This window comes from Endozoicomonas sp. ALC020 (genome assembly GCF_049275935.1).
Taxonomy (GTDB): domain Bacteria; phylum Pseudomonadota; class Gammaproteobacteria; order Pseudomonadales; family Endozoicomonadaceae; genus Endozoicomonas_A.
This window is the reverse complement of the sequence record NZ_CP184830.1, coordinates 5,338,505-5,362,637: the sequence shown is the minus strand read 5'-3', so window position 1 is coordinate 5,362,637 and position 24,133 is coordinate 5,338,505. Positions and strand designations below refer to the sequence as shown.

General features: G+C 47.7%; 15 protein-coding genes. 12 read left to right on the top strand and 3 right to left on the bottom strand.

Annotation, left to right across the window (positions count from 1 at the left end; all coding sequences use genetic code 11):
- Positions 1-71 precede the first annotated feature (71 nt).
- The 6 genes from glnD (at position 72) to corA (ending at position 11,575) form a co-directional block, all read left to right on the top strand.
- Positions 72-2,789, top strand: a complete 2,718-nt coding sequence (gene glnD, locus ACOJUO_RS19610; protein WP_422137896.1) for a [protein-PII] uridylyltransferase — start codon at positions 72-74, stop codon at positions 2,787-2,789.
- Positions 2,790-2,983: 194 nt separating this feature from the next.
- A complete protein-coding gene (locus ACOJUO_RS19605) occupies positions 2,984-4,213 on the top strand; it encodes a hypothetical protein (protein ID WP_422137895.1) in 1,230 nt (409 codons plus the stop codon).
- 1,046 nt (positions 4,214-5,259) lie between these two features.
- Positions 5,260-6,552 (top strand): hypothetical protein, encoded by a 1,293-nt coding sequence (locus ACOJUO_RS19600; RefSeq protein WP_422137894.1) that lies wholly within the window; start codon positions 5,260-5,262, stop codon positions 6,550-6,552.
- 410 nt (positions 6,553-6,962) lie between these two features.
- Positions 6,963-8,117, top strand: a complete 1,155-nt coding sequence (locus ACOJUO_RS19595; RefSeq protein WP_422133621.1) for a hypothetical protein — start codon at positions 6,963-6,965, stop codon at positions 8,115-8,117.
- 414 nt (positions 8,118-8,531) lie between these two features.
- Positions 8,532-9,854, top strand: a complete 1,323-nt coding sequence (locus ACOJUO_RS19590; RefSeq protein WP_422137893.1) for a hypothetical protein — start codon at positions 8,532-8,534, stop codon at positions 9,852-9,854.
- 767 nt (positions 9,855-10,621) lie between these two features.
- Entirely contained in the window at positions 10,622-11,575 is a 954-nt protein-coding gene (corA, locus tag ACOJUO_RS19585) for a magnesium/cobalt transporter CorA (protein ID WP_317141697.1), read from the top strand.
- A 38-nt stretch (positions 11,576-11,613) separates the two neighbouring features.
- On the opposite strand, the gene ACOJUO_RS19580 is transcribed toward corA, so the two are convergent.
- From ACOJUO_RS19580 to ACOJUO_RS19570, 3 genes are read right to left on the bottom strand one after another with little or no spacing between them, the layout of a single operon-like run.
- On the bottom strand, positions 11,614-12,978 hold the full coding sequence (locus ACOJUO_RS19580; protein WP_422133619.1) for an ATP-binding protein: 1,365 nt from the start codon (positions 12,976-12,978) through the stop codon (positions 11,614-11,616).
- On the bottom strand, positions 12,956-13,633 hold the full coding sequence (locus ACOJUO_RS19575; protein ID WP_422137892.1) for a winged helix-turn-helix domain-containing protein: 678 nt from the start codon (positions 13,631-13,633) through the stop codon (positions 12,956-12,958). The genes ACOJUO_RS19580 and ACOJUO_RS19575 overlap by 23 nt, the downstream gene beginning before the upstream one ends.
- A 49-nt stretch (positions 13,634-13,682) precedes the next feature.
- Positions 13,683-14,213: a PepSY domain-containing protein gene (locus tag ACOJUO_RS19570; RefSeq protein WP_422137891.1), complete on the bottom strand. Its 531-nt coding sequence runs from the start codon at positions 14,211-14,213 to the stop codon at positions 13,683-13,685.
- A gap of 259 nt (positions 14,214-14,472) precedes the next feature.
- On the opposite strand from ACOJUO_RS19570, the gene brnQ reads away from it, so the two are divergent.
- The 6 genes from brnQ to ACOJUO_RS19540 all read left to right on the top strand — a co-directional run bounded on the left by brnQ (position 14,473) and on the right by ACOJUO_RS19540 (position 23,978).
- Entirely contained in the window at positions 14,473-15,786 is a 1,314-nt protein-coding gene (gene brnQ / locus ACOJUO_RS19565; protein ID WP_422133616.1) for a branched-chain amino acid transport system II carrier protein, read from the top strand.
- Positions 15,787-15,904: 118 nt separating this feature from the next.
- Positions 15,905-17,059: an ATP-dependent zinc protease gene (locus ACOJUO_RS19560; RefSeq protein WP_422137890.1), complete on the top strand. Its 1,155-nt coding sequence runs from the start codon at positions 15,905-15,907 to the stop codon at positions 17,057-17,059.
- 8 nt (positions 17,060-17,067) lie between these two features.
- The gene (locus ACOJUO_RS19555; protein WP_422133614.1) at positions 17,068-18,609 is read left to right on the top strand and encodes a UUP1 family membrane protein; all 1,542 of its coding nucleotides are present in this window, start codon (positions 17,068-17,070) and stop codon (positions 18,607-18,609) included.
- Between the two features lie 3 nt (positions 18,610-18,612).
- Positions 18,613-19,581 (top strand): alpha-L-glutamate ligase-like protein, encoded by a 969-nt coding sequence (locus tag ACOJUO_RS19550; RefSeq protein WP_422133613.1) that lies wholly within the window; start codon positions 18,613-18,615, stop codon positions 19,579-19,581.
- Positions 19,582-19,796: 215 nt separating this feature from the next.
- Positions 19,797-21,989: a diguanylate cyclase gene (locus ACOJUO_RS19545; protein ID WP_422133612.1), complete on the top strand. Its 2,193-nt coding sequence runs from the start codon at positions 19,797-19,799 to the stop codon at positions 21,987-21,989.
- Positions 21,990-22,076: 87 nt separating this feature from the next.
- Positions 22,077-23,978 (top strand): hypothetical protein, encoded by a 1,902-nt coding sequence (locus tag ACOJUO_RS19540; RefSeq protein ID WP_422133611.1) that lies wholly within the window; start codon positions 22,077-22,079, stop codon positions 23,976-23,978.
- Positions 23,979-24,133 lie beyond the last annotated feature (155 nt).

The following is a 24,133-nucleotide window of genomic DNA, read 5'->3' as shown; positions in this document are numbered from 1 at the left end:
CTGTAGAATTTCGCCTTCAAAGAAGCGCGAGCCGTTTTTTTAGCGACGGAGTGCCAGGAGAATAATCTATTATGAATCACGCAAACCCAAAGATTCCGAATCAGCTTGAAGCCCAGCTGTTTGATAAAAACTCGTTTGTTACCGCCCTCAGCAATCAGCCTTCCATCCCTCTTTACAAAGACACCATCCAGTCTGGCAGAGATATGCTGAACCAATGGTTCAGGAAAAAAGTCAATATTGATCAGCTGGTATACAGTCATACTTGGCTTATCGATCAAATTCTTATCACAGTATGGGAACAATCTGCCTGGGACGATTCTGAACACATCAGCCTGCTTGCAGTAGGAGGCTATGGTCGGGGCGAGCTTCATCCCGGCTCCGATATCGACATTCTGATTCTTCTGGAGAATGACGAGTACCAGACCCACCAGAGAGAAATCGAAACTTTTTTGACGACATTGTGGGACATTGGCCTGAAAGTAGGCTCCAGTGTGCGGTCCATAAAAGAATGCGCCGAACAGGCCAGAGACGATCTGACCATCATCACTAACCTGATGGAAGCACGCCCCCTCTGTGATCCTGAAAATCTCAACAAGCAACTTCAGGAAAAGATCAGCGTCCACCATATGTGGCCCAGCAATCAGTACCTTCAGGCCAAATTTGACGAACAGAAAGCCCGACACAAAAAGTATGCTGACACCGCGTATAGCCTGGAGCCCAACATAAAAGGCTCACCCGGCGGCATCCGTGATTTGCACATGCTGGGTTGGACCGCAAGACGTCATTTCGGTACCCAGGACCCGATCAAACTGATGGCTTTGAATTTTTTGACAGAAGCCGAATACGAACAACTCATCCGCTGCCGGGCATTTTTGTGGAAGATACGATGGGCACTGCATACACTGGCCGGCCGGGGCGAAGACAGACTCCTGTTTGACCACCAGCGATCACTGGCTGAACAGTTTGGCTACCGGGACCAACCTGGCTCACTGGCGGTAGAACAGTTCATGCAAAGCTACTTCCGCACGGTTCTGATTGTTGGCCAGTTCAAAGACCTGATCCTCCAGAATTTTGATGACAAGATTCTGAATGCGGACAAACCGCAGACCGTAACGGCTATCAATGATCGATTCCAGATACGCAATCAGTACATTGAAGTTACTCATGACCGGGTATTCGCTGAGCACCCGCCAGCTATTCTGGAAATGTTTGTCCTCATGACCCGCGACCCCGATATTCTCGGCCCAAGGGCTGAGACCATCCGGTTGCTGCGCGATATTCGTCACACCGTTGACAGTCAGTTCAGAAAAGACCCAAGGTGCGCAAAATTATTCCTTCAGCTTTTGCAGGCACCCTATGGATTAACCATCAGTCTCAGAAGAATGGCTCGCTATGGCATCCTTGGCCGCTACCTGCCAGAGTTTGGTCGCATTATTGGCCAGATGCAGTTTGACCTGTTCCACACCTATACAGTCGATGCGCATACTCTGTTGCTGATCAAGCACCTGCGTAGCTTTCGCTACGAAGAAAACAAGCAGCGCTACCCTATTGCCTCTCGAATCATACATGACATCAAAAAACCAGAGTTACTCTATGTCGCCGGCCTTTATCATGACATCGGTAAAGGGCGTGGAGGTGATCACTCTCAGCTGGGCGCCGTTGATGCCGAAGTATTCTGCCGAAGACACGGCCTGCGTCGTGTAGATACCAAACTCATTGTCTGGCTGGTACGCGAGCACCTCACCCTGTCGACCACGGCCCAGAAAAAAGACCTGTCGGACCCGGAAGTCATTCAGGATTTCGCACGTAAAGTGGGCAATCTGAACAACCTGAACCATCTTTACCTGCTCACTGTTGCCGACATTAATGCTACCAACCCTGAGTTGTGGAATGGCTGGCGATCTTCTTTATTACAACAGCTGTATAGCCAGACCCGCCTGGTCCTGGAGCACGGCATAGAGAATATGCCTGACAGTGATGAAAGACTGCTGGACATTCAGCAGGAGACTCTCGCACTGCTGGCTGATGACAACCTGGACATGCAATCGATTCAGTCACTCTGGAACACTCTGGATGACGACTACTTTTCCCGTCATGACCCCCATGAAATCGCCTGGCATACGAAGGGAATTCTCGCTCACCAGGAGCAGCAGCCCCTGATACTGACCCGGGAAACAGACACTGACAGGGAGCACAGTGGTTCTCAAATTTTTGTTTATGCGCCTGACCGCCCCAATCTCTTTGCTGCAACGGTGGCCGGACTTGACTCCCTGCACATCAGTATCCAGGACGCAAGAATCATTACCTCCAGTGAACAGTTCAGTCTCGATACTTATACCGTATTAGAAGAAGACGGTTCAGCCATAGGTAACAATGAGTCTCGCATTGTGCAGATACAGAGTTACCTGCAAGATATTCTCAGCGATTCGGGGCAAATGCCCGTTGCTGCCCAGAGACGCACCCCCAGACAACTTCGGCACTTCGCCAAAGAACCTCTGATCACCATCAGCAACTTACCCGGCATTAAAAAGACACTGCTGGAGATCAGGGCAACCGACAGACCCGGACTTTTGGCCAGAGTCGTAAGGACTTTCGTGGAACTGGAGCTGCAAGTCCATAATGCCAAGGTTGCTACCTTTGGTGAAAAACTCGAAGACAGCTTCTTTATCACGGATAAAAACCATCAGCCCATCAGTGATCCTGATGTTGCCGAGCATATCTGCCTGACTCTGAAGCAGATTCTGCAACAGGCCTCTGAACAGGATGTCATCCGCTTTCAGAAACCATAAGTTCTTAGCCAGGCCGATCGGGGACTTCAAGCTGTTTATGACTCTTGAGTCCCTTTATGGCTGTACCAAAAAACACCGGAGCCAGGAAAGCATTAACAACACCTGCAAAGTGTTGCATAGTCGGAAATATTCTAAATAAAAAACATCTTTTTTCAGTGGCTTAACTATTTTTAAGCTTTTGATTAACAGGTGTGATGATGAAAAAACTATATCTTATCCGGGTATCGTTCAGTTTTGTCATTACTGTGTTGCTCCTGCTGACCCCACCAGCTTCGGTTGCAGAGCATTTCCTACTTGTTTTTCAGAGTCCGCAGACCATCGTCAGAGTCCACCTCTCTGTACCCCTTGATACAGAAGCAGCTCAAGCATCGGTAGAACAAGGATTACAAGAACAACCCTCTGGATTGTTACCCAGTGAAGATCAGAAATATACAACAGTAGGTGGCTTGCCAATTTCTGAACCGGCGCCTTCTCCCCCCCCGGTCCGGCCCTCTGATTTTACATCAGGTGCTAATGATGAAAATCAGGAACCTGGTGCAATTGGAGGCATGCCGGAATCCACCGAAAGTCAGTTCTCTGATTTGACTTACATTATTAACGATGAAGGCCAGAACCTGGGAGGCCTTCCTTCACCCGTTTCACTGCATTTCATTGATCCTCATGACGGGACTGCATCAACTTCTTCCCTACCCTTAACAACTCAACCAACTGCTGCATCGAAAGAATATATCCGTCCGCTGCAAACCAAAAGTGCAAGCGTTTCCTCCTGGCTGGAAAGAGTAGAGGATGACGGTGGTGCATTTTTTTTTGAAGGTTCTCCAGATCAGCTGGATGAATTTGTCGTTCTGTTCGCCAGTCTGGTTGCTACGGAAGCTAAAGAAATGCATTCCTGTCAGCCGTTCACCCGGCTCCGCAGCTACATATGTGACTCGGATGTAAATCCGCGCTGGTATCGGGGAAGGATTGCGGTTCTCACTGAGTCAATCGCTATAGCGGCAGTTACCAGTGTTGGATTTAGTATGGGAATCCCTGCCTTGGGAGGCACATGTCTGAGTACCGGAATCTGTATTCCTCCCAGCATTTTAATGTTAAGCCGTGCCTGGTTTCCAAACCGGTTTCAGGTGAGTTTCACATTTCGATCGGATAATTTACTCATGAGTGAGGAAATCAATCATTTGCAGCAGATAGTGAATTTACTGCAGTGCACAGGAGGCTTTAATCTGGTGTCATTTAATTTCAACGCGCGGACCTCCATCCAGACACTGAGATTTATAGTCCAGGTACCTGATACAGTGCATGCTGGCAATCTCCGCGGCTTGCTTGAAAGGCACAATCAGCAATTAACAAATCCGTTTCAAATAAAGGTATCTGCCATTGGCGAGCCAACAACACACCCTGTTGATCTTCTGGAAACCAGCCTCTAGAGCACAGATTAACTTTATATCCGTTATTTCGGACTACAGAAGCCTGGTATCAAAACGCTGTAAGAGAGAAGAAATAACATACTCAAAAACCCCTTCGCCAAATTAACAAACAAACTGTTATGAGAAACATAAAAACCACCTGCTCAACTCAAACGCTCTTTATTAAAATTATTATAAAAAGCAGAATACGTGGTTTTTTTTGAAAATCTGTATATCTTCACATCAAAATCATTCAGTAGAAATACAATAAAAAAATTCAAAGAATTCAAATACGCCGACTAGAATATGCGACTAGAGAAACATAGCAATTGAACATTGAAGCATAAGCACAAAATTTGATAGCAAAAATAGAGTCCAATCCACCTAAACAGTTGACAACCTGCCACCTTGAAGATTGAAAAAAACCATGGTCGTATAATTCTCAAAACAACATTAGTCTCTGATTACGGAACAAGACGCACAATAACAAAAGAGTATTTCCCGGATCAATCAGTCTACTTTGGGTGCAAGCAAACTCGAGCACAGTCCCCACCTGATACAAGTCTAAAAAGTAGTTCAACACGTCAGTTAGTCAAATATATGGATACTTTTTCCTTCTCTATTTTAAAGTCACCCGGTCAAAGAATTCCCCGAACGTTTCTCTGTTTTTCTTTGTTTTTCTTTGTTTCCTTGTTAGTAAAATTTGTGGACACCCCTTTATTTTATATTTTATAGACAGAAATATTCTAAATAAAAAGCATCTTTTTCCAGCGGCTTAACTATTTTAAAAACGTCTGGTAATCAGGTGCAATAATGTTTGAGTCTTTAAAAGACACATTATGGCGATTTTTTTTATTACCCCTTACAGTTTGCAGACAACACCATCAACAATCATGGAGGAGTGTTTTCGGGCAAGCATTAATTGAATGCATTTTCTGTTTTTTCGGGAAGGCTTAGTTACTCGCCGGGTCTTTATTCTGCCCTGGAGCAGCTCTCCCTTTCATTCTTATCTAATTCACTGTGCAGATTGGAAATGCGTTTCCGGCTATTAAGCTGGAGGAGTAATTATGAAAAAACTTTGTAGTGTTAAGGTGTTGTGCAGCTTTGTCGTTGCACTGATCTTTCTGCTGACCACCATGGTTTCAGTGGCCGATAATTACGTGCTTAACTTTAAAACCTCACAAACACACGTCAAAGTATACCTGTCTATTGACCCTGAAACTAACACTGATGGAGCACCAGAAGAGCAAGCCACGGCCACCGGGATGTCCCCCGATGATGTGAGTGGAAGCCATGAGCATAAGACAGTTGGAGGGTTACCAATTTCTGGGCCGCCACCTTCTGTCCAGAGCCAGCCTCGCGATTTGACATCGATAGGCAGTGATGGAGACCGTGAACCTGAAACAGTAGATGGCATTATACAGGGACTGCTATCTGATTTGACAATGGTTGAACATGCTATAGATCAGGAACTTGGAGCAACAGGCGGCCCGCCAGTTTCTCCCCAGAGTCAGCCCCTTGATTTAAGATCTACTGGCATTGATTTAGATCAGCAGCCCGGAGCAGTCAGGCGCTGGCCTGCGTCTTCGCCAGTTTCAGTGACTATTATTGACTCTATCGACGCAGCTGATTCCACTTCAGCTGCCCAACCCTTAACCAATCAACCTGATGATGCGTCGGTGCATTCAGTCCACTATCTGAAAACAGGGAGTTCAATCGTCTATGCCTGGTTGGAAAGAGGAGAGGTAAGCGGCGGCAACCGGTTTCATATTTCTGCCAATGAACTTAAAGCCTTTGTCCGGATGTTTGCCAGTCTGGTTGCTATGAAAGTCAACAAAATGCGAAGCTGGAAGCCCTTTCCACGTTTCAGCACCTACGTCTTTAACTCCGAGGCAAATCCGACCTGGTCATGTGGAAAGTTTGCGGTGCTCTCGACGTTTCTTGCGGCAGCGGCAGGTACGGGCACTGGATTTGGTACGGGAGTCTCTGGATTAGCTTACGGATCTCTGGTCGCAGGGGGGGTCTTTACTCCTCTGTGTACCTGTTTTTTCAGCCATACACGTTTTCCAAACCCGTTTCAGGTGAGCTTCACTTTCAGTTCAAACCAGTTGCTTATCAGTCAGGAAATCTATGATTTTCAGCAAATTGTGAATATTCTACAGTGCTCGGGAGGTTATGAATTGGTATCGTTCAGTTTGGATGAGCAAAACGCCAGCCAGACACTGACGTTCAATGTCCGCGTGCCAGATAACGTGGATGCCAAACAGTTCCAAAACTGGCTGGAAAGTAAGAATCAGCAATTAGCTAATCCGTTTCAAATAAAAGTCTCTTCCATGGGCAAATCCGAAACCACGCTATAGGGCTAAGGTTGAATTTATCCGCAGCCGACAGATTAATCCTCATCTAAACATCCCCCCACTGATTCAAAGAAATCAGCGGGGGATTGTCTTTGCAGCTACTTTTTCACGATTTCGTAGTGGTTCCTGCCTGCTTCGTCACAGATGCCAATGAGCCTGCTCAAAAGGCCAGCAGGTCACGTCCTGACGCTCAGCCTATTGTAAGTACCTAACCAGGTACTTAACGGGTGCCTTTTGAAAGAGTTTGGGTGATGGTATTGCCGGGTGGCAGTATATTGCGCTTTTTCAGTACTTTCTTACTTATCTCAGCTTTGCTCTCTGCTTTTGCGACACCCTGGGAACTCTTACGCGATAAAAAACATCTTTTTCCAGTGGCTTAACTATTTTAAGACTTCTGATTAACAGGTGTGATTATGAAAAAATTTTTAATCATCGAAGCATTGTTCCATTTTGTCACTACAACAGTGTTTCTGACAGCTCCCATGGTTTTAGCAGCCGATGACTACGTGCTTAATTTCAAAACTTCAAAGACTCTCGTCAAAGTCTATTTATCTATAGACCCTGACAGAAAAACCGATGAAGTATCGCAAGCATGCGGGCTACAAGGGCATTCCTTTGTGTTACCAAACGTTGATAACAGTGCGAGTCGAAATTCCAAAAAGGCTGAAGGGTTACCAATTTTTAATTCGCCATTTTCCCGGGTTCACGCTCCTGGGATGACACCCTTTTATAATGATGAGACCGAGGAGCGAGGCGCCGTTGGGGGCCTGCCAATTGCAGTATCTTTATTCGAGCTTGAGTTTGAGTTTGATTCCGATGACGAAGATGAATCCTCTCCTCCAGCTCAACCCTTAACCACTCAACCCGTTGCAGTTTCAACCCATTCTATCCAAAATCTGCAAACTGGAAGAGCCTCGGTTTCCGCCTGGCTGGAAAGAGTAGAGATGGCCGATGACGCCCCGTCAATTCATGTTCCTTCAACCCAGCTCAATGCGTTTGTCCGTGTCTTCGCCAGGTTGGTTGCTATGGAACCTAAAGAAATGAATACCTACCAGCCTTTCACACGGTGTGGCATCTTTGTATGTGACTCGGCCGCAAATCGGATTTGGAAATATGGAAAGTTTGTGCCTTTCTTTGCGTTGATTTTGACAGCAGCAAGTTCCAGTGCTGCATTTGCTGAGGGAGCTCCTATTCTTGCTGCCGTATCCCTGGCCGCAGGGCTACTCATCACCTCTGCCTCTACCTTATTCTATAGTCTTACCCACTTTCCAAATCAGTTTCAAGTCAACTTCACATTTAGCTCGAACAATTTCGAAATCTGTAATTTGCAGCGAATAGCGATCATGCTGAAATATTCGGGAGGTTACGAATTGGTATCGTACATTTTGGACGATCAACACGATAGCCAGACACTGAGGTTTAATGTCCGGATGCCGGACGCAGTAGATGCCAACCAGTTAAAAGCCTGGCTCGAAAGTCATAATCATCACTGGGCCAGCCCTTTCCAGATAGGGGTCTCCGACATCAGCAGACCAAACTATATGGGTGAGCGGGAATCCAGACTTTAGAATTCAGTTTGAATTTATGGGCGGAAAACAGGACGGTTGTTGTCTCATCGCAACCGTCTTTTATCGATACAAGGCGGCCTATTGACAGAAAACAAGCAGGACGCACCCTACAAGAGGTGTTGAAAAACGACCATAAAGGAACATCACAACCGATCTAAAGAGCCTCGATATCTTTGTTAAAAAGTCTAACAAAATACTTTATTTACTATGGTCAAAGGGAATGACTGGTTAATAGTTGTCATAGTCGGAAATGTTCTAAATAAAACCCCATTTTTTCCATAGGCTTAACTATTTTAAAATTTCTGATTAACAGGTGTAGTTATGAAAAAAATTTCGAGCATCAAGAGATTGTGTAGTTTTTTCACTGCACTCCTATTCCTGCTGACCCCCACAATTTCAGTCGCAGATAATTTCGTGCTTAATTTCAAAACCTCACGGGCACTCGTCAAAGTTTATCTGTCCGTAGAGTCTGACACAAAAACCGTCGCTGATGACCTAACCCCAGCCCCCGGATCACAGGGAGACTACTCTGAGTTACCAACCCATGAAAATACTGAAAGCCAGAGATCTGACATGGTTGGCGGGTTACCCGTTACCGGAAGGATCCCTTCTGCCCAGAGTCATTCCAGTGGCTTGACATCGGCGGCTGACGATACGGGTCAGGAACAGGGAGCTGTTGGGGGAGTGCCGACTTCTCCGGCAAATGGTGCGGTTTCCTTACCAGTCTCAGTGTCTTTCTTTGATTCTGATAACAGGGCTGAATCCACCACTCCCGAACAGCCCATGACCAGTCAGCCTGCTGCTATGTCGAGACGTTCCGCTGAATTTCTACCCACCGGAAGTGCCTCTGTTTCCGCCTGGCTGGAAAGAGAAGACCGTGGCGCTGGTGAACCGTTTGTACATATTCATGAAAACCAGCTGAAAACGTTTATCCACGTATTCGCCAGGCTGGTGGCCATGAAAGCCGACGAAATGTATTCCACCCCGCCTTTCTCCCGGCCTCACTGTGTATCAGACCCGGAAGCCATAGAGCCCGACCATCAGCTCAGCTGCTTATGTGGTAACTATATATGTAACTCGGAAGTAAATCCGTCATGGTCATATATGAAGTATGCGGTTGCGCTTACGTTTCTCGCGACAGGGGCTGTTTCAGGAGTTGGATTTGGTATAGGGATTCCAGAGCTGGGAGGCGGATGCCTGGGTGCAGGACTGATCGCTTTAGGTCTGGAAGGCCTTTTCTTTAGTCATACCACCTTTCCAAAAGAGTTTCAGGTCAGCTTCACGTATAACTCAAGTAATCTGGAAATCGATACTTTGCAGCATATGTTACCCATACTGCAATACTCTGGAAGTTATGAGTTGCTCTCATTCAGTTTGAACGAACAAAACGCCAGCCATACATTGAGTTTCAGGCTATGGGTGACGAAGGCTGTGAATGCCGAGAAGCTAACAAACTGGCTCGATACTCGTAATCAGCAATTGGCTAATCCTTTTGAGATAGAGATCTCTTCTATCGGCGAGCAGGCAGATAAGGAGCCGGTAGATAAGGAGCCGGTAGATAAAGAGCAAACAGATGGCGCGCAGGCAGATGATGAGTCGGCAGATAACAAGCAGCCAGCAGATCAGCCAGCAGATAACAAGCAGGCAGAAGATCGGCCAGCAGATAACAAGCAGGCAGAAAATCAGTCGGCAGATAACGAGCTGATGGATAAAGTCGAAAAGGAAACCGAACTATAGGGCTCATTAACTTTATACAAGGCGGCAGGCCGGGTAGCTTTCCTATCGCAACAATGCATAGCGATAAAGCTGGCCTGCCGAAAGAAAATGAGTTAGACATGTCCCACAGCAGATACTGAAAAACGACCAGAAAGTAAAATTACAGCCTGATTTGAGTCACTTTGTATTTTTTCTCCATCTACAGCTACTCAGCGGGAATGGCTGATTGAGAGTTTTTACATTCAGATATCATCTAAGTAAAAAGCATCTTTTTTCATTGACCTAACTATTCTGAAGCTTCTGACTAAAAAGGTATGATTATGAAGAAAAAATGCCGCAATGCTCAGTTGCTTATTATTTGATCGGATTTCGTTTTGACAGGGAGCGCAAAAGCCAGACACTGATGCTTAATGTCCGAATGCCAACCAGCTAAGAGACTGGCTCGAAAGTTATAATCAGCAATCAACCAATCCCTTTCGGATAGAGGTCACCTCCATGATGCGAAGATCTGAACATACAGGCGATGAAAGAACCCGCTTATAGAGCCTGGGCTGAACTGTCTCACTATTGCTGACAGGTAAAAAGCCTTATAAAGCATATCACCAGACTCTGGTGGACAAATGCCTTGCCTCCACCAGAGCCAGATCACTGCTGGACTAAGGTGCATCGATCTGTACAATAGAGCGACCCTTCTTAAAGGAGCCTGATGGACTTAGACGATTTCAGCCAATTCCGGGAAGCCTGAGTCCAACAGACGCCAAGTACCAGATTTGCTATCAGAGTCTTTTATGATCAACGCCTATCACCGTGATACTGAGCAGTACTGCATCACCCGTATACAGACCGATGTGGCGCTTCCTGAAAATACACTCTGGCTGGACCTTGTTGAACTGGACGAAAACGAGGATGACTGGCTGAAACAGGAGTGCCCGGGATTTATAGAAGACGAAGATGCACTGTACGAGATTGAAGCCTCATCACGATTTTTTGAAAGTGAGACAGGTTTTCATATTCGTTCCTTATTCCCTCATCAGGCAGGCCAGGAATTTCGAAGCATCAACGTTGCTTTCAACCTTCGTGACGACCAGTTGGTCACCCTACAGGATGAGCCTACCGCCCTGTTTCGACTGATGAGAAATTATCTGAAACTGCAACACATAAAGGCACGAACACCGATCGATATCTTGATCGCATTGTTTGACACTAAAGTTCAGTTTCTAGCTGACACTCTGGAAGAAGTTTACGAAAATCTCGAAGCCACCAGTCAACATGCTCTTTCTGACGATGATACTGATGTTGATGACCTGTTGAAAAATATTACCCTGCAGGAAGATATAAACGGCAAAGTTCGTCTTAATCTACTGGACAGCCAGCGCTGCCTCAGATACATACTGAAAAACTGCCGTCACAAGCTGGATGACGGACAGGTTGACCAGGTGCGAGACATTCTTCGTGATATTGACTCTCTGACACCCCACACTGGCTTTCTCTTTGATAAAATCAACTTCCTGATGGACGCCACCATGGGTTTCATCAATCTGGAACAGAACAATATCATTAAGATATTTTCCGTAGCCGCCGTGATGTTTCTGCCGCCGACCCTGATTGCCAGCATCTATGGTATGAACTTCAAGGTAATGCCTGAACTCAGTAGCAGTTGGGGATACCCTCTGGCCCTGATTCTGATGCTGGCAAGCGCTCTTGGCACTTATTTTTTCTTTAAACGAAAAGGCTGGCTATAAGTAACCGAACAGAGTAAAGCCTGCCCATATGCCAGGCTTTACTCTCCTCTGCGAAACGTCAGTTTAACAGCAAAAGATTGCTCACCCTGCTCAAAACTGATCCTGGCATTGTGCAGCTCAGCGACCACCTTGACCAGCGACAAACCCAACCCATGACCAGGAGTTGTTCGACTCTGATCAAGCCGGTACAGCCTCTGGAATACCTTTTCCTGCTCTGATTCCGGAATACCTGCCCCCTGATCAATAACTGATACTGAATCCTGATCAATACGAATTTTGACCTCGCCTTTTTCAGGAGAGTACTTGATTGCATTCTCCACCAGGTTAAACAGGATTCTAAACAGCAACTGGTGACTCCCCCGAACAACCAGAGGCTGCTGCACTTCAAGTATTAGAGACTGCTCACAGGCTTCTGCCAAAGGCTCCGCCAGTTCAACCACTTCGTAGCCTATTTCTTTCAGGTCACAACGGACAAACTCAAGATCCCCCTGCCCATATTCCAGTTTCGTGAGTTCAAGCATGGCATTGAAGGTATGCAGGATCGTATCAAGCTCAGTCTGGGCCTCAAGAATATCCTCAACACCAGCACCGCCATTTCGCAAGTATCCATCCAGCTTGATCCTCAGTCGGGATAAAGGTGTTCTGAGATCATGAGCAATACTGCTGGTTACCGATGCAATGGCTTCTACTGAGTCTTCGATCTGCGCAAGCATTTGATTGATATGACCAGCCAACTCATCAAACTCATCGCCCTTATCAGTGACTTTAACTCTGGCTGCTAACTGACCTTCACCGACTTTTGCAGTCACTTTATTGATAGCGCGAAGACGAGCCAATATTTTTTTTGAAAATAAAAACCCGGTCACCAGTCCTACCAGCAAAACCAATACCATAGCGGCATAAAGTGCCAGAGTGAAACGAGAAGCAAACAGGTTAAAGTCTGAAGAGTTGTAGGCCAGCACCAGGGGACCCCAGCGACTGTTAATACGACTCCCCCGCACTTTCTGGAAGCGACCGTCTCCCAGAACCGAATCTCCCAGTATCCAGAAACTGCCCGTCGCTGGTGACAGGGGGACGGTTTCAGGCAGATAATTCAAATTACCCAGATAGCCTTCGGCGCTTTTAAAAACCACCAGCACTTGCCGGTTATTTTCAGCCATCTGACTTACAACCGCGCTGAATTCACTTTCTGAATGGCTTCTGGCCAAAGATGCCAGAGAATTGAGCTGTTCCAGAACAAATTGATCCTGTCGTTTCTGATAGAACCCCAGACTGTAGTCTTTCACTAACCACAGGGCTGATCCGCAGAGTACCAGGACAATAGCTGTATGCAGCAAGGTATAGCGCAGCAGTGAGGATGCCCGTAACCGACCCAGAGGGTCAAGCTGACTCACGGAGAACATAACCTGCCCCTCTCACAGTGTGAATCAGGGATGCTCCTCCGGCAGTATCCAGCTTTTTCCTCAATTTAGCGACATGAACATCAATAATGTTGCTGCCCGGATCAAAGTGATAATCCCACACAGACTCAAACAGCATGGTTCTGGAAATCACCTGATCCTGATGCTCCAGGAGAAAGCGAAGAAGCTGGAACTCTCTTGGCTGAAGGTTCACCTCAACCCTGTTTTTGACCACACGCCTGGATAATAGATCTACTTCGAGATCGGAAATAACAAGAGTATTTTTAGCTTCTTTACTGTGCCCTCTGCGAGTCAGAATTTCTGCCCGAACCAGAAGTTCCCCAAAAGAGAAAGGCTTGCAAAGGTAATCATCCCCTCCCTGCTTCAAGCCTTTAATGCGTTCATCAACGCCATCAAGAGCGCTGAGAATGATTACCGGTGTCTGGTTTTCAGAAGCTCTCAGTGCCGCCAGCACCTTGAGCCCTTCCATCTGGGGTAGCATACGATCCAGAACAATGATGTCATAGCTCTCGCCTGATGCCAGAAACAGACCATCCCGGCCATTGTCAGCCACATCCACGGTCCAGCCATGCTCCATGAATCCCTTGGCAATGTATTCACGGGTTGTCCGGTCGTCCTCAACCACTAGCAACTTCATATCATCACACCTATTCCGTTCCGACCATGGAAGGGAATCAAAAGCCTGATCATTTTTGGGTCACCGGAATCGGCCTGCCAGACTGAAGATCAACAATCACCTTGCGCACGCCTTTATCCGTCAACAACTCAATTTCAAAAAATACAATACCCTTCTCCTGTTCAAGCTCTGCTTCCATCAGCTGCCCCGGAACAATCTTTTTCGCTTCATCAATGGCTTTCTTCAAAGTCATGCCACTGTTCATTAACAGCTGGTACTTTTTACGTTTCAACTTTTTGCTGGAAAGCCTGTCTTTTTCGTCCAGCCAGACCTTTCCCGAGTCAGCATCCATAATTACTTCCAACTCAACGCTGTCTTCTGGATCAACAATGGCAAACTCATAAACCATTCTACCGTCTTCATCATCGATGCCAAATTCGCTGAGATGCCCGGAATAGCGGTCGGAAATTTTCGCAATGGCCTGTTCGGGTTTGATTTTGGCATTTTCGATAGCCAGCTGAAGCAGGACATTCTCCTGGCTTGCCAGAGCAGCGGTTGATACCAGAAAAAGGCCCAGAATGGCCTCTTTTAAAAGCCTCATGACACTTACCTGTATGAAATCAGTGAATAATCGCAAAGGATAGTGACTCTACAATGAAGACCCAATGAGCATAAGATTAACAAAAGTTAATCTTATGCTCATCTCGAATAATGACCGAGCAAAACTCGGACCGGACTACCACTTTCTGAAATTGAGTCCATACTTCCTATTCATTACAAAAAAATCGTTCATCTCCCAGGATTGAGCATGGACGTCCGTTTCTGACCAGATAACATTCAATCAAGGCAGAACCTTACGCATGAAGCAACGATTAAGTCTTCAGAACATCATTGGTATGGGTTTTATGACCTTCGCCATGTTTCTTGGCGCGGGCAATCTCATATTTCCTCCATTGGCGGGGCAGCTGGCTGGCACCCACGTCTGGCTTGCTGCTGCCGGTTTTCTGGTCACCGGAGTGCTTCTCCCTTTGTTAGCTGTGGTCATGATTTCCCGAGTTGGCGGCGGCTTCAACGAGATCACCGGTGAACTGCCACGCAGCATGATTGCATTGATGGGTTGCTGCATTTATATCATTGTTGTCCCGATATACGGTGTCCCGAGAACCGGCCTTGTTGCCTATGAAATCGGAATAATCCCGTTTCTGAAAGAGCCCGACAGCACTTCCAGACTGGCATACAGCATCATTTTCTTTGGCACTGCCTGGTATCTCAGCCTCTATCCGGGAAAATTACTTGAATCCGTAGGCAAGATCATCACACCGGCCCTCATCCTCTTGCTGATGATTCTCGGTATATCTCCCCTCATCTCCCCTCTGGGAGAAGCCGGTGAACCTATGAACGGATATGCAGAAAATCCTTTCTTTAGTGGATTCCTTGAAGGCTATATGACGATGGATGCTCTGGCTGCACTGCTGTTCGGCATTGTCATCATTACCAACCTTAAATCTCACGGTATTACCGCACCCGACGCCCTGGCCAGATATTCTGTCATAACGGCCTGTCTAGCAGCTTTCGGACTGGCTCTGGTCTACCTGTCCCTCTTCAATCTGGGTGCTCAAAGTCACGGAATCATTGCCCACCCAAACAACGGCGGCCAGATTCTTTCTGTTTATGTCAACAGACTGTTTGGTTTCTATGGCAATGTTCTGCTTGCAACGGTTGTGACACTGGCGTGCCTGACTACCGCAATTGGATTGATCACTGCTGCTTCGGAGTATTTCTGTGATCTCTCCGGGAAACTCAATTACAAGGTACTTGTGGCGACCATCAGTCTCTCCTGCATGATGTTTGCCAACTTTAATCTCAACCAGATGATCGAACTGTTTATTCCTGTTTTACTGGTACTCTACCCGGTCTCTATTGCCCTGATTCTCCTGGGACTGATCAAAAGCCTGCTACCCAATCCTCAGCTGGTCTACAGAGCCACGCTCCTGGTCACCTTTATACTCAGTCTGGTCGATGCCAGTAAGGGTTTGAACCATCCAATTACACAAAAGCTTCTGGTACCTCTTGAGTCACTACCAGGGTACGACTTTAATTTAAGCTGGGTTGCCCCCTCTGTGGTGACTATTGTTCTTACCTGCCTGATCGGGAAACGCGTTACCCCTTCATAGCCTGCTCACAAGGCCAGACTTCTTGGCAAGTCACCAAACATCAAGTAAGCTGCTCGGCTTGCGATAGACTATCGCGGCTACCATTCACTCATTTTATGTAAAAATAAGTAGCTTACCCATGACCCGTTTTCCGGCATTACCCGCGCTTATCCTGGCGATATCCGCTTTGACTGGCTGCCAGGTACTACAAAAACCTGCTCAAACTACGGACAGTCAAAAGACCTCCAGGACAGAAACCGAGGCGCCCGACTCAAAACAGAAGACAGAAGAATTACAAACTTTTAAACCTTCCAAGCCTCTTCATCCGGATACCATTTCTGTTAAACAGCGACTGGTTCAAACCCCCGCCCGTGTTGGCGGAAAACTGGTGTTGGGTTTTGCAGAGATAGGCACTCTCACAGAATACGGTCTGAAAATGAATGCCAAGATCGATACCGGTGCAGGACGCTCGTCGATTGATGCCAGAAACATTAAGAACTTTGAACGGGATGGTAAAAAGTGGGTTCGCTTTGACCTCCCCAGAACCAGCAAGGGCAATGTCACTCTGGAACTCCCCGTCAAAGACACTGTCTTGATCAAGGTTCCGGGCGGTGAAGAGTCCCAGACCCGTTATGTCGTCAATATAAACGTCAAGGTCGGCGATATTACCCAGAACCTGGATGTCTCACTGAACGACAGGGAAAGTTTTGAATTCCCACTGCTCATTGGTCGGGATTTTCTCAAAGACATGGCCATAGCCAATGTTGGCAAGAAATACATCGCAACCGAGAAAGTCCTGGATACCTTGACCGTTAAGCTCCCGACTGGCGGCAACCTGAGTATCAAGAAACAGATTGACAAGCCTGTCGACGTCAGTGGTCTTGCTTTGTTTGGAGAGCTTGAAGAGGTTCGTATCAAAGGATTCAAGAACCCATTCAAGGCACGTATTGATACAGGTGCCAAAACGTCTTCCATTGATGCAACCGATATTGAATACTTCACAAAAAATGGCGAAGAGTGGGTTCGTTTCAAGATCGTCAATGGTGACAACAGCCGGACCTTTGAGCGCAAAGTCCATCGTGAAGTTTCAATCAAACGTCACGGCGGTCTGGCAAACCAGAGCCGGGTTACTGTCTTTATTCCCATAACTTTGGGAAAGATTTCCAAAAATGTTGAATTTACGCTGACCAATCGCACTGGCTACGAGCATCCGATTCTTATCGGTGAAAGACTCCTGAGCAATACGGCTCTGGTTGATGTTGCCCAGCAAAATATTGCTGAGAAAAAGAAGTGAGGTTTTGAATGAAAGGACGTTTTCAACTCAGTCTGGCGGTGGTCATTTTGATCGCGGCAGGTTTGGGCCTGACTTTATACAAACACTTTGCCCTGGGGTTTCCCTTAACCCGGGGAGAAACTACCACCGTCTGGAGTGTTGAAGCTGAAATACAGTTCAAGGCCGACGGTGGACCCGCCAAGGCATCCCTGACCTTACCCGATCAACAATCCGGCTTCCGTATTCTGAATGAATCCTTTGCTTCTCCGGGTTATGGCATCAACCAGTATGATGATGAAGGACAACGTCGTGCAGAGTGGAGCATTCGCAAGGCCAGTGGCAAACAAAGCCTGTTTTACAAGGTGAGTCTGCATCCGGATCGACAACTGGTGGAACCTCTGGCCCCTCCTGTTGAAGAAAACAACGACACCCTGAAGGCCAAACCGTCCCTGCCGGAACCTTATCAGACTGCAGCAGACTCACTGCTGGAACAGGTGAAAGAACGCTCTGCTGATAGTCGAAGTTTCACAGGCACCCTGATCAAGGAATTTATTGCCCAACAGCCCAGTCAGAATACCAACATGCTGCTTAGCATGATTGATAGCCGTGCTGAGCTCACCAATCTGCTGATCGAGATGCTCTCCATGGCCGATATACCGGCCCGGGTTGTTCGAGGCCTTTACCTCGAAGACGGCAGACGTCGTCAGCCCATAGTAGAGATGCTGGAAGTCTACACCAATGATGGTTGGTTACTCTTTGATCCTGAAACCGGAGCATCCGGAAACCCGGAAAACTTCTTCCTCTGGCAACGAGGTGGTAAATCCCTGTTGGATGTCATGGGTGGCACAGCGTCCCGGGTCTCTTTTTCGATGATTTCCCAGAACGAGCCAACAAGGGATCTGGCCATTGAAACGTCCCGGGCTGACAATGCAGCACTGGTCGATTTCTCTATCTACGCCCTGCCTCTGGAAGTCCAGAATGCCTTCAAGAGCATTCTGCTCATTCCGATTGGCACCCTGGTCGTATTGATCATGCGTATCCTGGTCGGCCTGAGAACATCAGGAACCTTTATGCCGGTCCTGATCTCCGTGGCCTTCCTGGAAACCCAGTTACTGCCTGGTTTGATTATCTTTGTCACCATAGTTTCCATCGGCCTCTGGATTCGCTCGATATTGAGTCAACTCAATATGCTCCTTGTCGCCCGACTGGCGGCGGTGATCATTGTCGTCATAGGCATAATGGGCGTTATGAGCGTACTCACCTGGAAGATGGGGATTACCCAGGCCCTGACCGTGACCTTCTTCCCAATGATTATTCTGGCGTGGACCATTGAGAGAATGTCTATCCTCTGGGAAGAAGAAGGCCCCAAAGACGTACTGATTGAAGGCTCTGGTAGTCTGCTGGTGGCCACTATGAGTTACCTGCTAATGTCCAACCCACTGGTTGAGCACCTGACCTATAACTTTCCGGAGTTGCTATTGACCGTTCTGGGTCTGACCCTCATGCTGGGTCAATACACCGGTTACCGTCTGTTGGAACTTCGTCGCTTCAAGCCTCTGGTTGGAGGTTAACCCATGGAGTTCATCAAACGATTTTTTCGCAGTTTTGCCAGTCCATCCAGCCTCCACGAGGCCGGGATTCTCAGCATGAACATGCGGAACCTCGATTATGTTATCAAATATAATCCCCGCAAACTGCTACCTCAGGTGGACGATAAGCTCACTACCAAAAGGATGGCAGAAAAAGCCAATGTAGACGTCCCTGAACTGCTGGGTGTTGTCGAATACCAGCACGACATTAAAGATCTGGGTACCCTGCTTGAAGAACACAACAGTTTCGTGATCAAGCCCGCCCAGGGCAGTGGCGGTAAAGGCATTCTGGTCATCGTGGGTCGCGACGGTCCACGTTATGTAAAAGCCAGCGGCGACACTCTGGAATTTGAAGACATCAACCGACATGTTTCCAACATTCTGGGTGGCCTTTACAGTCTCGGAGGCAAAAGTGATGTAGCCATGATCGAGAGCCTGATCGTGGCAGACCCGGTATTTAATGATTACAGCTTTGAAGGTGTGCCGGACATTCGTATGATTGTTTTCCGGGGCTTTCCGGTGATGGGCATGCTGCGTCTGGCCACCCGGGCTTCTGATGGTAAAGCCAACCTTCACCAGGGAGCCGTTGGAGTGGGTCTGGACATTGCCTCTGGCAAAAGCCTCAGAGCCGTCCAGTTTGATCTGCCGATTGACAGGCACCCTGACACGGGTCACAGCTTTGAAAAACTGGCAGTACCTCACTGGGACAAACTGCTCAAGTTGACATCAGCCTGTTATGACATGACAGGATTGGGTTATCTGGGCGTGGACATTGTCCTGGATGAGAGGGATGGTCCACTGATCCTTGAACTCAATGCCCGACCCGGCCTGGCTATCCAGATCGCCAATGACTGCGGCATCCAGCCCCGTCTGGAGCTGATTGAGTCTCTGCCCAACTGGACTATGCCTATTAACGAGAAAGTCACTTTTTCTAAAGAGCACTTTGCAATGTAATTTCCACTACATCAGGACTCGATGTCCTGATGTACACTCGTTGCACCAGTGACAAGCAACGTCAGTCGAAGTTAAATTAGTGACGAATCCGCTCTGCCACCTTGGCCTGCACACCTTGTCTGTGTCACAATCATTTACAGGGTAAATAGATTTAACAGACGACCCTTTGAAGGAAGAGTGAAAAGCTGTCAATTCGTCATGGAGGACTGCCTGAATTGCGGGTTCTATTGACCTTCTCAACCTGTTCGCAAAGAGCAGTCATTTTCATCAGGGCTCTGGTGCTTCTGCTGATCTTTTTTGTCAGCCAGGCTACCCACGGGACTTCCGTTGCAGAATCTTCACCGTCTGGACCGGTTAAACTGGTCAGCTTCCTGACTTCGGTTCCTGCTCCGGAAGCGATCCTGAGCGGAAAACAGCCCGGCACCAGTGATCGCTGGTACAAACTCCGCCTGACATTGAATCATTCTCTTAATTCAGACTGGTTGTTGGTATTCAGAAGGACTCCCCACAAGAAACTTGATGTCTTCACACCTTCTGAAAAGGGTTATCGGATCACTTCATTGGGTATTGGCAGTCAAAGCCGCAAGTCAGACCCAAGAGTTCTGAAACTCCGGCTACCTGGGAACAAAACCCACGACATTTATATACGTGTGGACAGCTCAGAACCAAACAGGTTGAACCCTCACCTTTGGCCACAATCACTCTACATGCTGGATGAATACAAAAATCAGGCCTTGTCAGCTTCACTGCTGGCATTGCTTCTGCTCTTTCTGATCGTTACAGCGGCTGTAATGATCTACACCCGGCACCCTTCCTACCTGTTGCTTACTGCACACCTGCTGGCCACCACGACGCTGATCGTATTTTACCAAGGCGACATTTTCTGGATAATTAACGGGTCCTGGGACCCCGAATTCTGGGTGCTGATCATGACGGTCATCAGCCTTGTCTCGGCCCTGGGCTGTTACAAGAACCTCGGTTTGCTGGCACTCTATAATCCCAAAACAGACAGACTTATGCTCTGGCTTAGCTGCCTGTCGGTCGGACTGGTTCTCAGCTTCTTCGCCACAGAGAAAACCCTGCTTCTCAATGCGGCATTTTTAATGATCGCAGTGTCCGCAGTCCTGCTCATTGCCAGCCTTCTGACTATTTTTTCGCAGGGTGTCAGACCCGCCAAACTGGCGTTACCGGTCATGCTCACACTGTTCTTTGCCCTATTTAGCAGCTGGGCCTCAAAAGAGTGGCCCAGAGTCATTCCCAGTCAGGCCGAACTGGCATTAATTGCTCTCCAATCCATGCTAATTAACGGTCTTTACTGGATTAACCGCAAACACAAGAATCGCCAGGCTATCTCTATCAATCTGGTTAACAGCCAATTTGATAAACGACGAGTCTTTGATTCAGCCCTTCGCAAACATCTTCAGGCACCCAGCAATGCACTAATGGATGAAAAGACCATTCGACAGCGTATTCTGGCAACTCTGGATGCGATAATACCCGATACACCCTCTATGATACTGATTAAGAATAAAGACCAGTGGGATGTCAGCAGCCATTACCCTAAAGCAGCCCAGATTCTAACAAACAGTATTGACAGTATTGAAGATGAGCTGATGAACATCATTACCTCGGAACAAAAGCACCATATCCGGCTTGAAGATCGAAACGGCGTTAAATACTGGATATTTCTGCTTCACAGTGAAGAAAACCACCATAGTCTGCTGGTGGTCTCACCGGGAAGCCAACCCAACAGACCTTTGAAGTGGCAACAGATAACCGACATCAGCAACCATGCGCGAACCCTGTTTCAGGCCAATCAGCAGACTCGATTCTGGAAACTGCAGGCCAGCCTTGATTCACTGACGGGTCTTCTGAATCGGAGAGCTTTTGTCAATGAGGCTTCAGAACTGCTTCACCGCCCTGATTCCGCAAAGTCCCAATCCTGTCTGATTTTCATAGATATCGATGATTTCAAACAGATCAATGATCGTTTCGGTCACCCGGCGGGTGACAAGGTTCTCTCTGACCTTGCCTGTCAACTAAGGAAAGATCTTCGTCAAGAGGACCTGATTGCCCGCTATGGCGGCGAAGAATTTGTTGTTCTCCTGCCCAACACAGATGCTGTCAGGGGCGTAAAGATCGCTGAGCGACTCAGGAACTCGGCATTACTCTACAAGGGAGGTCCTGTTCCCCTGAGCCTCAGCCTGGGCATTGCTGCCACCGGTCCGCAGACCGACACTCTCGACAAAATACTTAAAGAGGCAGACGACGCTTTATACCAGGCCAAGCATCTGGGTAAGAACAGAGTCTGTCGGGCACCTTCCTGTGCAGATATTCGACTATCGGTTGGTGAACCAGACAAAGTTGGACAGCCTGCGCGAGAAGAGATTACAAAACGCTTATCCTGAAACGTAAATCTACATATACTACACCGTCACACTGAGGCTTTAGAATATAGTACTCATCTCCTACCGAAAAAAACGTAATATACGACAATGACCGCTCTTTTCAGTCGCTGGAGACGGCAACGGAATGACGCAGACCTGCAGCTTGAAGAACGAAATTTAAGCTGGCTGGAGAAAGTGGCACGCGCTCCTCACCAGGAGCCCTGGAGTGTCACCATACTGCAGTACGCCTGGACTGCCGGTCCGGTCACACTTCTGGCCGCCTTTGCAGGCTACTATATTGGTTACGGCACCATGATGCCTTTGGACAAAACCCTGTATTTTGTTGGCTATTCTATTGTTGCCATTGGTCTGGGTCTGTTCACCAAGCTAATTTACGACGTTACCCACGGCCGACGGATCAATCAAGACAAAAACAACCTGCTCAGCATCATCGACCGAATTCCCGAAATCATTTACATGGTGCGTGATCTGACCCAACGTAATATGACCGAAGATGCACGTCGCATCCACTCTGCCGGTATTCTCTTGCAAAAGTTCGATCTTGGTCCGGAATGGATATCAACAGCCATCGAAGATATTACGGGTGACCCCGATCTGGCCCGCAAGGCCGAACAGATTGAAATATTTCGCAGGGCTGGCCTTTATCACAGAATGCATGACATTGTTCACGAAGTCTCCGATGACACAGAGCGTTATCAAAACGAACTCAAAGAACTTCACCCACGCATAGCCAAAGCGCTCAAAAACAGGTTAAGCGGGATCGTGGCCAGACCCCATGAAGGGCAACCCAGGGAGCCTCTGTTTATTGAGCGGATTCTCACTGCCAGCGAGCGAGATAATGAAGAATTGATGACCCTTCACGATGTCGAGGAAATACTCATATTATGCTTCGAGCTGATTTGCGGGCGCAAAATTTCCTGGCTGAAAATTGAGTATACCGGTCGCTGGGATCTGGCCAAGGCTTTGGACAGGCTCGAGGAAGAACGCAATGATTTCCGGATCAGCCGGGCCAGGGTGTACTCACGCCTCAAGGCTCTGGCAACCTGGCTCCATAATGTTGATATCCAGAATGACATTATTACCGATCACGGCCTGAGCCCCCGGAATTTGCTGGCGGCAGTCAGGGAGTCACTCGACACTCTCAGTTTGCAGGTTCGCCAGGCCAGGGACCTGACCCATAAAACCGGCAAACACGTTAAGGCCCTGAACATAAAACGCAAACAACTCGATAAAGCCATTCAACTCTACAATGAAGCTCACCGCGCCTACCTGAAACAGGGACGGGACAGCGACAAACTCAAACGCGCCCTGAAGTACTGGCAAAAACTCTCCACACTCCATCAGCACAACCCTGAAGAGAACTTAAAACGCAGCCTGACTATTTCAGAGCAGAGTATCGAACTGGACGATGACACCAGAATGGAGGTTGCCAACCGTCTGGAAGCGTTTTCAAAGGAAACCCGCTTGAGAAAAGATAGCCATCGAGTCCACTCCCTGTCGCCTGCACGGAGATACCTGACAGAAACACGTGCCAGGGAGGTGGCCATCGAGGTGGCAACTATTCTAGACCCCTACATACATCTTCATGACCCACAGATTCAGAGGGCTATTGAGAGTTCCAATGCTTCCAGCCTGGCTTTTCTTGAGCCCGGTATGAGCGCCAGGACCAAGGCAGCGCTGGGAGAAGCTTTGGCCGCAGATGTTGATAAAAACCTCTCGGCCAGTGCCGAGAAACTGGCCCAGAACCTGATCCGTTACTATCGCGTCCCCCTGAGTGAGAGAACCATTAACTTCCTGGTACACACCTATCAGGCCGATTTGAAACGATTACAGTTCATTGCCCAGTTCGAGAGCCCTATGAGCGCTCGCTATTCACGGGATAATATTTCGCCCATCGAAGTTCCCCCTGCCAGTAACAAATGGCACATTGACTTATACAACGCCAATAAAGTCATCAGCAAATACAGCTCTGCCAGAAGCCATGGCTGAGTCACCTCTCAGCCCATCCTGATAACAATCAACCGAGCAAATATTTTCTATATGCCAATCAGAAATACTGATAGACAGATATTACATCCATCAGCATTCCTTATAGCCAAAAATCCACTTTACATTTCGAATGTTTCGTTTTTACACAGTGATTT